Source organism: Rhizobium sp. L51/94 (assembly GCF_019355555.1).
Taxonomy (GTDB): domain Bacteria; phylum Pseudomonadota; class Alphaproteobacteria; order Rhizobiales; family Rhizobiaceae; genus Rhizobium; species Rhizobium rhododendri.
On sequence record NZ_CP072142.1, the window covers coordinates 377637 to 390412 of the forward strand.

General features: G+C 58.6%; 9 protein-coding genes and 1 pseudogene. 7 read left to right on the top strand and 3 right to left on the bottom strand.

Features of this window, described 5'->3' with window-relative positions:
• Positions 1–151: 151 nt before the first annotated feature.
• Positions 152–793, top strand: coding sequence for a GntR family transcriptional regulator (locus tag J5274_RS19805; RefSeq protein ID WP_142831444.1), 642 nt, complete (start codon positions 152–154; stop codon positions 791–793).
• A 5-nt stretch (positions 794–798) separates the two neighbouring features.
• On the opposite strand, the gene J5274_RS19810 is transcribed toward J5274_RS19805, so the two are convergent.
• Entirely contained in the window at positions 799–1584 is a 786-nt protein-coding gene (locus J5274_RS19810; protein WP_143123302.1) for an SDR family oxidoreductase, read from the bottom strand.
• Positions 1585–1887: 303 nt separating this feature from the next.
• Here J5274_RS19810 and repA point away from each other — a divergent pair, with 303 nt between their 5' ends.
• The 4 genes and pseudogenes from repA (at position 1888) to J5274_RS19830 (ending at position 5855) form a co-directional block, all read left to right on the top strand.
• Positions 1888–3084, top strand: coding sequence for a plasmid partitioning protein RepA (gene repA, locus J5274_RS19815; protein ID WP_142831347.1), 1197 nt, complete (start codon positions 1888–1890; stop codon positions 3082–3084).
• A 75-nt stretch (positions 3085–3159) separates the two neighbouring features.
• On the top strand, positions 3160–4137 hold the full coding sequence (gene repB, locus J5274_RS19820; protein WP_142831346.1) for a plasmid partitioning protein RepB: 978 nt from the start codon (positions 3160–3162) through the stop codon (positions 4135–4137).
• Between the two features lie 156 nt (positions 4138–4293).
• A pseudogene (gene repC, locus J5274_RS19825) lies at positions 4294–5277 on the top strand (plasmid replication protein RepC); the annotation flags it as partial.
• 239 nt (positions 5278–5516) lie between these two features.
• Positions 5517–5855: a hypothetical protein gene (locus tag J5274_RS19830; protein WP_219275541.1), complete on the top strand. Its 339-nt coding sequence runs from the start codon at positions 5517–5519 to the stop codon at positions 5853–5855.
• A 442-nt stretch (positions 5856–6297) separates the two neighbouring features.
• Here the strand turns inward: J5274_RS19830 and J5274_RS19835 are convergent, their stop codons facing one another.
• Together J5274_RS19835 and J5274_RS19840 are read right to left on the bottom strand one after the other, a co-directional pair.
• Positions 6298–7623, bottom strand: coding sequence for an ATP-binding protein (locus J5274_RS19835; protein WP_209186265.1), 1326 nt, complete (start codon positions 7621–7623; stop codon positions 6298–6300).
• A complete protein-coding gene (locus tag J5274_RS19840) occupies positions 7616–8362 on the bottom strand; it encodes a response regulator (RefSeq protein ID WP_224128743.1) in 747 nt (248 codons plus the stop codon). Before J5274_RS19840 ends, J5274_RS19835 begins: the two co-directional genes overlap by 8 nt.
• 216 nt (positions 8363–8578) lie before the next feature.
• On the opposite strand from J5274_RS19840, the gene J5274_RS19845 reads away from it, so the two are divergent.
• A complete protein-coding gene (locus J5274_RS19845; protein WP_143123455.1) occupies positions 8579–9655 on the top strand; it encodes an efflux RND transporter periplasmic adaptor subunit in 1077 nt (358 codons plus the stop codon).
• On the top strand, positions 9652–12756 hold the full coding sequence (locus tag J5274_RS19850) for an efflux RND transporter permease subunit (RefSeq protein WP_219275542.1): 3105 nt from the start codon (positions 9652–9654) through the stop codon (positions 12754–12756). The genes J5274_RS19845 and J5274_RS19850 overlap by 4 nt, the downstream gene beginning before the upstream one ends.
• Positions 12757–12776: the final 20 nt, after the last annotated feature.

Genomic DNA, 12776 nt, shown 5'->3' on the forward strand with positions numbered 1-12776 from the left:
AAAAATAATGTTTCATAACAATGGCTTGTGCTAACATTGACATCCTGTTGTTCTCGATGCATCTGTATGCAGTACGTCTTAGATGTAGAGACAACGTGTGAAATCGCCCTCGAAAAAAGCAGTCGTGCGCGCCGGGACCACCGTCGAGCAAATGGTCCGCGCTATCGCCGACATGATCATCACCGGCGCCATGCAACCCGGCGACAAGCTTGACGAAGTGTCTCTCGCGGGACGTTTCGAGGTTTCGCGGACACCGGTGCGCGAAGCGCTGGGCCAGCTTTGCGCCATTGGCCTTGTTGGCCGCCAGCCAAACCGCAGCGCCGTGGTCACGAGGGTGACACAACAGCATCTCGTATCGATGTTCGAGGCCATGGCCGAACTGGAAGGCATCTGCGCCCGGCTATCCGCCGAGCGCATGACCGTCGATGAACGACGCCAGCTGGAGCTCGAGCACCGCGCATCGGCGCGGCTTGTACATCTCGGCGGGGAAGAGGAATATGCGGCGCATAATACCGAATTTCATACGCGCCTCTATCGCGGTGCGCACAACGACCACGTTTACGAGCTCGTAACCCAGACCCGCGCGCGACTTGCGCCGTTTCGAAGGGCGCAGTTCAGGCTCTCCGGGCGCATGGTGAGGTCCTTTGAGGAACACGAGACCATCGTCATGGCCATCCTGCGCGGCGAGGCGGCGCTCGCCGGCCGCGCTGCCCACGCGCACGTCGCCACGGTCAGCGACGCCAGTCTGGTGTTTGCCCGCGATAGCGATAACCAGGCGTCGAGCAAGGAGTAGGCTTCCTACACGACCACAGGATACTGGGCGCCATCCATGGTAATGGTGATGCCGGTGATATAGCGTGCCTTGTCCGAGGCCAGAAAGAGCGCGAGGTCGGCCACTTCTTCCGGCAGCGCCATACGCCCGATCGGGATCTTTTTAACGCTGTTCTCGATGGCGGCTTCGATGGTGATGCCGGCAAGGCGCGCATCCGCTGCAACTCCCTCCGCCACTCTCCCGGTTTGCGTCAGACCGGGACTGATGCCGACGATACGCACTCCGGATGCGGCATAGGCATTGCCGAGACCAGCAGTCGCCAACATCAGCGCCGCATTCGCCGAACCGCCCGCAAGATGGATGGGGCTCGCCACCTTGCCGCCAGCGCCGATGATATTGATAATGACGCCATGACCCCGCGCAGCCATCGCCTTGACGATGGGATCGACAACGTTGATGGTCGAGAAGAACTTTGCATCCATGGCTGCGCGCCAGAAGGCGGGCGTCAGGTCCTCCGGTGGCGATCGCTTGGCTGCACCGGCCGAGTTGACGAGGACGTCGACAGGACCGACATCCAGTCCTACCCGTTTGACCAACGCCGCTGCAGCCGCACCATCGGAGAGATCGGCGGCAAAGCCGACTGCACCCGGCAGCATTTTCAGCGCTTCGTCGATATTGGCTTGCGAGCGAGAACTGATGACGACACGGGCCCCCTCCCCGACAAATTGCTTGGCACATGCCAAGCCGATACCCTTCGAGCCGCCGGTAACGAGAACGATCTTGTCGTTGAAGCTTTTCGTATGCACATCCATCTCCTGTCTATATCCCCCGACCGGTCGCAGAGCCTGTTCGCCAGGCAGCGCAACCAGAGCGCGGCGGCCAGACTAGCAGGCCACCATCTCGAGCATTACGCCTGAAGCGACGAGAAACCATTCACGTTTTCATGATGGTTGCTCCCATCCCCGGTAAAAGCCTCCGTCGATACGAGATGCGCGCGCCCCAGCACCTTTTACCCTTTGCCAGACTTCTAAATTGCTTGTCAGAATCAAAGAAAAGGAGATAATGGCGGCAATTCATCGATACACCGAAAAATATCGCCAGAATGGTCCTTTGACATGAATGCTTTCACCCCGCTGCCGTCGTTTGAGTTCGACGATAAAATCCTGCAGCAGGGAGCAGAAATCTCGCGCAAGCTGGATCAGCTCCGCTTCGAGAAATTTCCGCCCAATGCACGCAAGACGCTGCGCAAGTTTTCGATGGCGGAGGTGGCGCATTATCTCGGTGTAAGCCCCAACAATCTGAAGCGATTGCATCTGGAAGGCAAGGGCCCGGTCCCCGAGACCTCGTCCGGAGGTCGGCGTCTCTATACTGCGGAACAGATGTCGGAACTTCGCCTGCTGCTGGATAAGACCGGAAAGGCCGAAGCCAAGAAGTATGTGCCGCATCGCAAGGCAGGCGACAAACTGCAAGTGGTGGCCGTCGTCAATTTCAAGGGCGGGTCAGGCAAGACTACGACGGCCGCCCATCTGGCCCAGCATCTTGCCCTGACCGGCCACCGGGTCCTTGCAATCGATCTCGACCCGCAGGCCTCGCTCTCGGCGCTTCACGGATTTCAGCCGGAGCTGGACAAGAACCCGTCGCTCTACGACACGATCCGTTATGATGACGAACGCAAGCCGATCAGCGACGTGATCCTGCAGACCAACTTCCCGGGCCTCGACATCATTCCGGCAAATCTTGAGCTGCAGGAATACGAATACGACACGCCGTTGGCGATGCAGGTCGGCACCGAGGGGAAGCGTTTCTTCACGCGTCTGGGCAAGGGCCTGCTGGAAGTCGACGACAGGTACGATGTCGTGGTGATCGATTGCCCACCGCAACTCGGCTATCTGACTCTGACCGCTTTGACTGCTGCGACATCCGTTCTCATCACCGTTCACCCGCAAATGCTCGACCTGATGTCAATGAGCCAATTCCTGCTGATGCTCGGCAATATCACCCGGACGATCAAGAAGGCGGGTGCGGACGTGCGGATGGACTGGCTGCGTTATCTCATCACCCGATACGAGCCGACAGACGTGCCGCAGGTCCAGATGCTCGGATTCATGCAATCGATGCTCGCAGAGGAGATCTTGAAAAGCCCGATGGTCAAGACCACGGCGATCTCAGATGCGGGTCTTACGAAGCAGACCTTGTACGAAGTTGAGCGCTCGAATTTCACGCGTGGGACTTATGACCGCGCCATCGAATGCATGGATGCCGTCAATTTCGAGATCCAGGGTTTGATTCACCGTGCGTGGGGGCGGATGTGACGATGTTGACTGCCGTCAAAAGCAAGGATTTCTCAATATTATTCAAGGGTCTAGTGCAATTGGAGGGTAACACAGATGGCGCGTAAGAACCCATTTGCCCATGTCATGGACGACCATGTTTCGGATGAAACCCGGCCGCTGCTCGACTATACCGTCAAGGGCGCTTCAAGGTCGATTTTGAATTCCATCGATGAGCTCGCCAGCCGTGCAGACAAATTGCTCGAAGGACAAACGATTGTCGAACTCGATCCCGATGTCGTAGATGCTTCCTTCATCAGGGATCGCCTCGAAGACGATGCCAAGGAATTCGAGGAGCTGGTGAACGGCATCAGGGACAGGGGACAGGATAGTCCCATTCTGGTCCGTCCGCATCCCAAGACCGACGGTCGCTACATGGTGGTTTTCGGCCACCGGCGGCTAAGGGCGGCCAAGACGTTGGGGCGTAAGGTCCGTGCCGTCGTCAAGGATATGGAAGATCGCGAGCATGTCGTTGCGCAGGGACAGGAGAACTCTGCCCGTGCCAACCTCTCTTTCATCGAACGCGCAGTCTTTGCCGGTGAGCTGTCGCGTCTTCACTACGACAATGACAACCACATCATCATGACGGCGCTGTCGCTTGATCGTGCGACGCTCTCAAAAATGCTGGCGGTCACAAGCATTCCACCGGAGATACTGGAAGCTATCGGGACTGCGAAGTCGATCGGCCGAGATCGCTGGTACGAATTGAAGATCTTACTGGAGAAGCCATCCAGTCTGGACAAGGCGATGACGTTCATTGTCAGCCCTGAATTTGCGGAGGGGACCAGTGACGAGCGCTTTCAAAGGCTCATGTCACACCTCAAGCAGAGCAAGCGCGTCGCGCGCAAGGTTCAGGAAAAATCATGGTCGCTGGCGAACAAAAGTGTCAGCGTCACAGCAAAGCATGATGGTAAGATATTCTCGCTGGCGCTGAAATCCAAGGATGCTGCGGCGTTCGGAGAGTATCTGTCGGAAAATCTGGAACAGCTTTACCACTCATTTTCCAGCCGTGACGCGAATAAAGCAAAAGACTGAACCGCACCAGAGAAAGGCCCGCAAAACGTTGTGGATGTGGAAGCGCTTCTCGAAATTATAGCCGACTATGAATCGGCATTTTCCGGAAACACCATCAAGAATCTTGGCTCCGTTTGGTGAGCAGATTTCTATTGCCCTATTGAAGGTGACGAGAAAATGCAGACAGGAAGTGTGACGACGCCCTTTGGTCGGCGGGATATGACGCGTGGCCTGCTGGCAAGCCAATGCTCGGTCTTTCCGACAGGGCGCTGGCGGTGCTGAACGCGCTGCTGAGCTTCTATCTGGGCAATGAGCTCAGTGCAAAGCACGGCCTCGCTGTCTTTCCCTCCAACGCCCAGCTGTCGATCCGCGCCCACGGCATTGCGCCAGCGACGCTGCGCCGCCATCTGGCAGCGCTGATGGACGCCGGATTGCTGGTGCGCAAGGATAGCCCGAACGGCAAGCGCTTTGCGCGCCGGGACGGGGAGGGGGAGGTCGACCAGGCCTATGGCTTCAATATCGCCCCGCTAATTGCCCGCTCTGATGAATCCAGACACTGGTAGCGCACGTCACCGTCGATCGCGTCCTGTTCAGGGCGATGCGCGAGCGCCTGTCGCTCTGCCGGCGTGACATTGCCAAGCTGATCGCGACGGCGCTGGAAGAGGGCGTGCCGGGTGACTGGCCTATGGTGCATGGGCATTTCCGCGATCTCATAGCCCGGATCCCACGCTCGCCCGACATCCATGACATCACGCCTATTGTCGAAGAGATCGATGAGGCCCCTGCGGCGGATGAGGCTTTCGAGCGCATAAGCCTAACGGATGGCCGTTTGGTGAAACCACGACGGCGAGCAGAGATCAACCGGGCCTAAAGGCGTTTCCGCTCGGGCTTGTGTTGCAGTGCGGCCCGGGCGGCAGTATCGGCAATTGGCGAGACCTGATGTGGGTCAGCCCCCGCGCCTACGAGGAGGCTTGCGCTATCATGGGGCCCGAGAATGCGGCGACCGTCACGGCCTGCGTGCTGGAACGGGCCGGCAGCATCACGTCGGCCGTCAGATATCTGCGCGACCTCACCTGCAGGACGGAGCGCGGCGAGTTCGCCATCGGCCCGATGCTGATGTCGCTCGCAAGGGCCAATGCCGGTAGACGCGAAGAGACAGGGTGCGGGAGTGGTAGATGCAGCGGAAATTTGGCTCCCTTTGGGTGCCGTTATGAGTACAAAATGCAAATAAAATATAGAGTTAATCGTTAGAAATTCGTCGAAGTCTTGAGCTGTAAAATGGGTATATGGGCAGATTTTATCGCGGCTCCGGTTTGTCAGGCAATTGTGTCGGTGTGCAGCTTACATCATAATCGAAATGGTCCTTGAAGAAAACTGTCATTGAGGGATGAAGCTGCGCCATGACCGATAGCGATATCCACACGCTCGATGAGGCCGAACTGCTGGCATTGAACGAGCGTATCGTCGAGCGGCTTCATCTTCTCCATCGGCAAAAAACAGATCAAGCATTGCGGCAGATTAAGATTGGCAGTGCCGTCATGTTCGAGGCGACCGACGGCAAAACGATTACGGGGATCGTCATCCGTCGAAATCGTAAAACCGTCACGATCCATACCGATGACGAAAAGCACTGGAACGTCTCACCCACTCTTGTCAAGCTGATCGGTCGGCATACTCTGGATGAGGGGGAGTCCAAGGACGGTCGCGTGGTGCCCTTCACGAAGCCCGGCAGCCGATAACAGGTCGGAACAGGAACGCTCATCTTCGCCGTCCTTGCCGTAAGCTTCGCCAGCAGGAAGGCCCACGCTTGACGTGACGCTGTCCGTCTGAGCACGCGATGCCGAGGTGACCACATCCTTCCAGCGCCGTCAAAAGCCAGCCGTACGCATTCAGATCAGGCATGTGGCGGTAAGGCGACGCCTCAATCCACGCCGTCTCGACGCCAGCGCCAAATGCCGGATAAGCATGGCATATGGCATAGTCTAGACTCACACCCTCATGTGCAAGCAGAGCTCGAACCTCATTGCGCCGAAGTCACTACAAAGGCAGGGGACAGGATAGTCAGCAATTCGGCAGACGCCGTGATCACCAGCCTTGAGGGGCAAGCGAATTCGTCACCGACGCCACTAATCGCTTTCCTGTATCCACGCCGCTCGCCTTCGTGGAAGTCTCCGTTTCGCTTCAATCATGTCTAGCATCAGGTACGCTGATCCGCGCTATCAGACCGTGGGGCTGATTGGAGGACAAGGAGATGCTGCCGCCGTGGGAGCGGGCGATGTCGGCCACAATAGACAGGCCGAGACCGAAGCCTGCTTGGCCGCGTCGTGACGGATCTCCTTTGAAGAACGGTTGGAGCACCTTTTCGCGGAGTTCCTCGGATACTCCCGGCCCGTCGTCGGCGACCGAGATGGAAAAGCCGGTTGCGGTTTGCCGGAGTTCAACACAGGCGGAGTTGGAAAACTTCGAGGCATTGTCACAGAGGTTTGTAACAGCGCGCATCATGGAAAGCGGACGGCAATTGGCAATCATTTTATTGGGCCCGCGATAGGTCATGTTGAACCCAACGTCTGAGAAATCACTGCACACGGTCTGCAGGATGCTGGCGACGTCGACCCGTTCCACCTCCTCGGTGGCGTAGTCATCGCGAAGATAGTTCAGACTTTCTGTGAGCAACCTGTCCATATGGTCGATATCGGTCAGCAGCGCGTCTCGCGTAGAGCCGTCGCCCATACGCTCGATCCGCAATCTGAGCCGCGTCAGCGGCGTGCGCACATCGTGGCTGATGCCTCTCAGCATCTGCGTGCGGCCCTCGACCATGAGATGGATCCGGTTTCGCATGCCATTGAGCGCGCGCGCCAGAGAGACAATCTCGACGCTGCCGCGCTCTTCGAAAATACGCGAGCCGCTGCTGATGTCCGAAAGCGTTGCTGCTTCGGAGATTTTCTTGATGGGTTCTGTCACCGTCCGAATCGCGAAGATGAAGAAGAAGACGATGAGCACGATGACCGCCATGAAATAATACGTGCTTTGGCTGAGGAATGAGCTCGTTATGATCGTGTCCGGAAAACCGAAGGACACGACGATGTTTTCCTCGTCGACCCGCTCCGCAATGACCCGTCGCCCATCTAGCAGCGCTCGCCATCCGCCGAGAGGCGGCTCGCCGTCCGGAGGAAACAGCAAGTCTGCAAACGTCTCGGCAACGCTCTGGAGTTCGGACGAGCCCTTGAATTGCGAAACCATCGAAATCGGTGCGAGCGAGACGTCCAGTCCTGCACGTCGGGCAGTTGCAACAATGGCGGGACGATCCGCTGAAGGGGTCTGCGACAGAAGCATCGCCAGGGTCTTCACCTGCTCGACAGCCCTTTCGAGGTTGGGTGCGGTAAAGTCTCGTTTGGCAAGGTTTTCCAGCGCCCGCCCACAGACAATGACCGTCACCAAAGCCACCAGAATGATGAGCGTGATCTGACCACGAAGGGTTTTGGGGATGCTGGTGGCAGTCTTAGGCATCGACCTCCTCCACCGCCGCCGTGAAGACGTAGCCACCCATCCGGACCGTTTTGACAATCAAGGGATCGCGAGGGTCGAGTTCGATCTTTTGCCGCAGGCGACTTATATGAACGTCGATGCTGCGTTCGATCGGGCCGGCCAGACCCGCGTGGGTGAGAGCCAGCAGCTGTTCCCTGGTCAGCACTTGACCGGGGTTCTGACAAAAAGCGATCAGGAGGTCAAACTCATGTGTTGTCATGGCGACGCGCGCATGGCTCGGGTCGTGTACCTGCCGCCGGATCGGATCAATACGCCAGTTGTCGAAACGGAAAATGCGTTTTCGCCGAACCTCGATCGGGGGAGAGGCGAGTCTCGATCGGCGGAGTAGCCCTTTGATGCGGGCAACGAGTTCCCTGAGGACAAAGGGCTTGGTGACGTAGTCGTCCGCACCGATCTCGAGCCCGACAACCCTGTCGATATCGCTACTGACGGATGTCAGCATCAGGATGGGAATATCGCCGGCCCCGCGAAGCCTCCGGCATATGCTGAACCCGTCCTCACCAGGAAGCATCACATCGAGAACGACGAGATCGAAGTCATCCGCTCTCATCCTTGCATCCATGGCCGCACCGTCTGCCGCAATATCGACCACCATTCCCTGCTCCACGAGACTGTCCCGAACGAGACCTGCAATCTGGGCATCATCTTCGACAATGAGGATTTTCGGCGCATTGGACATGGGGGTGCAGGCTGGCTCCATGAGCAATTGTCTCCCGTATTTGGTCTCTCATACCACGGTACTGCGCGCACCTGGGGATGAGAAAGATTAAGTTTTGTTGCTGGCGGGCAAGGTCGGTTCCTCGGCTGAAACAAAACTTAACACAATGCAATGCACGCCCCGAAACCCATGTGGCAGAGATCAGGCACTGAATTTGCGTCGCTTTGTCGAGCGGCATGCAGCCCTACTGGAGTGCCTATGCTCAGCCGTATCCTTGCCTGCTGCGCCACCCTGTGCGCAACAGGACTAACTGCCTGCTCGGACGATGCGGCGCCCCCACCGAGGGCGCGCACTGTCATGGTCGTGACAGTTCAATCGCATCTTATTGGCCAAGCCTTCAGTCAAACCGGCGAGGTTCAGCCACGCTATCAGATCCCGATGAGCTTCCGGCTGGAGGGCAAGATTGTCTTTCGGATCGAGAACGGCACCTCCGTCAAAGCGGGCGATGTCCTCGCAAGTGTCGACAAGATCCCGTCATCTATCAACGTCTCGTCCGCGTCGGCGCAAGTCGATGTAGCAAAGTCCGACGTAGGGCTCGCCGAGCTCACCGCAGCGCGCAATTGGGAACTGTTTTCAAAAAATGCCATTTCGCGCGCGCAGGTTCAGCAGGGTGACGCCAATCTCCACGCCGCAAATTCAAAGCTCGAGGCGGCAAACGCGGCTCTGGACAGCGCCCGACAGTCTCTCTCCTACACCGACCTGAGGGCCGATCGCGATGGCATAGTCTCCGGCGTCTCTGCTGGTGTGGGCCAGGTCGTTACCTCCGGCCAGACTGTAATGACGCTGAGCTCGAACGCGGAACTGGATGCGGTTTTCGATATCCCCGAGCAACTGTGGAACGAGAACCTGAACGACCCCGAGATCCAGATCAGGCTCCTATCCGACCCGACCAAGACCGCAACGGGAAAGGTGCGGGAGGTCACGCCATCGGCTGATGCAAAAACCCGAACCTATCGCGTCAGGGTGACCTTGCAAAACCCGGTCCAGGGCTTCCCGATGGGGGCTGCCGTCAGCGGCAAGGTGATCCTTTCGCCAACGCGCCTGTTCGAGGTTCCGTCGTCGGCGATGATCCGTCTGGGCCAGGATCAGGCCGTCTTTGTCTACGTGCCCCAGAGCAAAACCGTTCATGCGCGGGCCGTCAAGATAGAGCGGTACGCGGGCAGGAGCATGTTTGTTTCCGACGGCCTTGGCGACGGCGATCTTGTCGCGACAGCCGGTGTCACCAAGCTGCGTGACGGCGAAGCCGTCACCGTCGAGAAAGACGACCGTCTATGAGCCCTCACCCAAGCACCTCCGGCAACCGCTTCAATCTGTCCAGATGGGCGATCACCCATAGCTCACTGGTGATTTTCCTGATGCTCGCGACGATCACAGGCGGCGTGTTGAGCTATCTGAAGCTGTCTCGTAACGAGGACCCTCCGTTTACCATCAAGACGATGGTCGTCAGCGCGAGCTGGCCCGGCGCGAACGTCGACGAAACTGTTAGTCTGCTGACCGACAAGCTTGAAAAGAAACTCTCCGAAACGCCACACCTCGATTATACGCAGAGCTATACGCGTCCCGGCCAAGCCGTGATCATGGTGAACTTGCGCGACGACACCCCGCCCGCAGAGGTCGATGGAATCTGGTACACAGTTCGCAAGAAGGTGTCGGATATCTCATCGACATTACCGGAAGGCGTCTCCGGGCCTTTCTTCGACGACGAATTCGGCGACACCTATGGAAGCATCTATGCCTTCCATGGCGATGGATTTAGCCCAAGAGAACTGCGGGATCGCGTCGAGGCAATCCGCGAGGCAATTCTCTCGCTACCCAATATCGGCAAGGTAAATCTTCTCGGCACCCAGGAAGAACAGGTTCTGATCGAGTTCTCGCCGGGCAAGCTTGCCAGTCTCGGGATCGATCCGGCTGCCGCAATCGAAGCGATCCGCGCCCAAAACGCCGTCAGTCCCGCCGGATTGATCCAGACGACGGAAGAAAAGATTTCTGTCCGGGTCAGCGGGGCTTTCGCTTCCGAGGACACTCTCAAGGACATGACGCTGAAGCTCGGCGGTCGCTATTTCAGGCTCGATTCGATAGCGACCATCTCGAGACGCAGCGTTGACCCGCCCGCACCAACCGTGCGCGTCAACGGCAAGGAAGTGATCGCACTTGCGATTTCCATGGCGAAGGACGGCAACCTCCTGACCTTTGGCCAGGCCCTGAAAACGCAGATGAAAGCCATTGCCTCCCAGCTGCCAGCCGGCATCGAAATGAGCGAGGTCGCGGATCAGTCTACAGTGGTCGAGGATGCAGTCGACGGCTTCACGAAAGTCCTGGTCGAAGCGATCATTATCGTCCTTGCCGTTTCTTTTGTGTCGCTGGGCACAAGGGCCGGCCTGGTGGTGACGATCTCCATACCTCTCGTCCTGGCCCTGACATTTTTCGGTATGGAAATCGCCGGCGTCGGTCTTCAGCGGATCTCCTTGGGGGCTCTCATCATTGCCTTGGGTCTGCTGGTCGACGATGCCATGATCACCGTCGAAAGCATGGTCTCCTGCCTGGAGAATGGCAAGTCGCGCTCCGTTGCCGCGACATACGCCTACGAGACAACCGCCTTCCCCATGCTGACCGGCACAGCGGTCATGATCGCCGGTTTCATTCCCGTCGGCTTTGCGGCGTCCAGTGCCGGAGAATATACATTCTCGCTGTTCATGGTGATCTTCATCGCACTGTCGTCGTCCTGGATCGTGGCGGTTCTCTTTTCGCCCCTTCTCGGCACGTGGATATTGCCGAAGGCACTGGCTCACTCTCACGGCGAAGCGGGCCGGATATCGACCCTCTATCGCAGGAGCGTGGCCTGGACGCTGCGGCATCGCTGGCTGACGATCATCTGCTCGCTTGTGGCATTCGGCCTGTCGGTTGCGGGCTTCGGTCGCCTCGAGCAGCAGTTCTTCCCGGCATCCGACAGGCCGGAGCTGTTAATTGGCCTGACCCTGCCCCAGAACGCGTCGCGGGCAGCAACAGAGATCCGCGCCAAGCAGTTGGAGGATGTTCTCGCCAAGGACCCGGACATCGATCACTACACCACCTATGTAGGATCGGGGTCTGTCCGCTTCTACCTTCCGATGGACCTTCAACTCGAAAACGACAACGTGACCGAAACCGTTGTGGTCGCCAAGAGCGTCGAGGCCAGGGACGCCGTCCGCCAGAGAATTGAAACTGCGCTGGACGACAAGTTCTCGGATCTGGTGACGCGCGTCTCGCCGCTCGAACTTGGGCCTCCCGTCGGTTGGCCTCTGAAATTTCGGGTGTCCGGGCCCGATTATCAGCAGGTTCGCGTCCTGTCGGCAAGAGTCGCATCCATCATCGGCAGCAATCCGGATGCCTGCGACGTCAATATGACCGCCGGAGAGCCGCAAAAGAGCGTGACCATTCTGGTGAACCAGACCGAGGCCCGGGCGCTCGGCATGAGTTCGGAATCGATCGCTAACCAGATCACAGCGATCTTTTCCGGATCGACCGTCACCACGATCCGCGACAGGAATAGGCTGGTGGATGTCGTCGTCAAGGGCACCGAGGCTGACCGCACGTCCGTTGCCGAGGTGAGCAATCTTGAGCTTCGTACCGGCGACGGAAGCCATGTGCCGCTTCGTCAGGTGGCGACCGTTGCCTACGGCATGGAAGACCCGATCATCTGGAGGCGGCAAGGCAAACCGATGATCATCGTGCAGTCGGACGTCCAGAATGGCGCCCTCGCCGCAACGGTCGCTGGAAAGGTCGACGAACAGCTCAACGCGCTGCGTCAGGATCTTCCCTTCGGCTACACCATCACCGCAGGCGGTATCACGGAAGAATCCGACAAGGGCAATTCCTCCATCTTCGCGGTCGTTCCCGTCATGATATTCGTCATCGTCGCCCTCCTCATGATCCAATTGCAGAGTTTCACGCGCATGGCGCTTGCTCTCCTGATGGCTCCGTTCGGGCTTGTCGGTGTGGTTCTTGCGATGCTGCCGACCGGCACGCCAATGGGCTTTGTTGCGCAACTCGGTGTGATTGCCCTTGCCGGCATGATTATTCGCAACGCGGTCATCCTCATTCAGGAGATCGACCAGAATGTTGCGCGGGGACAACTGCCCGACGAGGCGATCATCGCGGCATCCCTCCACCGTGCACGACCGATCGTCCTGACAGCCTGCGCTGCCATCCTTGGCATGATCCCGATCGCCTCCGAGATCTTCTGGGGCCCGATGGCCTCGGCGATCATCGGCGGGCTCGCGGTTGCCACGCTCCTGACCCTGACCCTCCTGCCCTCAGCGATGTCGCTTTTGCTTGCGGCAGAAGCCAGGCGGGCCGTTCCCGCGCGATCGCAGCAGAGCGCTGTAGACCTGGGTTGACGGAGGCGAGCCGCAACGGC

What these genes read in the sequence shown, in the direction of transcription:
- J5274_RS19805 (WP_142831444.1), top strand. Translation starts at nt 152, where the DNA reads ATGGTCCGCGCTATCGCCGACATGATCATCACCGGCGCCATGCAACCC.
- repA (WP_142831347.1), top strand. Translation starts at nt 1,888, where the DNA reads ATGAATGCTTTCACCCCGCTGCCGTCGTTTGAGTTCGACGATAAAATC.
- J5274_RS19840 (WP_224128743.1), bottom strand. Translation starts at nt 8,362, where the DNA reads ATGGAGCCAGCCTGCACCCCCATGTCCAATGCGCCGAAAATCCTCATT.
- repB (WP_142831346.1), top strand. Translation starts at nt 3,160, where the DNA reads ATGGCGCGTAAGAACCCATTTGCCCATGTCATGGACGACCATGTTTCG.
- J5274_RS19835 (WP_209186265.1), bottom strand. Translation starts at nt 7,623, where the DNA reads ATGCCTAAGACTGCCACCAGCATCCCCAAAACCCTTCGTGGTCAGATC.
- J5274_RS19850 (WP_219275542.1), top strand. Translation starts at nt 9,652, where the DNA reads ATGAGCCCTCACCCAAGCACCTCCGGCAACCGCTTCAATCTGTCCAGA.
- J5274_RS19810 (WP_143123302.1), bottom strand. Translation starts at nt 1,584, where the DNA reads ATGGATGTGCATACGAAAAGCTTCAACGACAAGATCGTTCTCGTTACC.
- J5274_RS19830 (WP_219275541.1), top strand. Translation starts at nt 5,517, where the DNA reads ATGACCGATAGCGATATCCACACGCTCGATGAGGCCGAACTGCTGGCA.
- J5274_RS19845 (WP_143123455.1), top strand. Translation starts at nt 8,579, where the DNA reads ATGCTCAGCCGTATCCTTGCCTGCTGCGCCACCCTGTGCGCAACAGGA.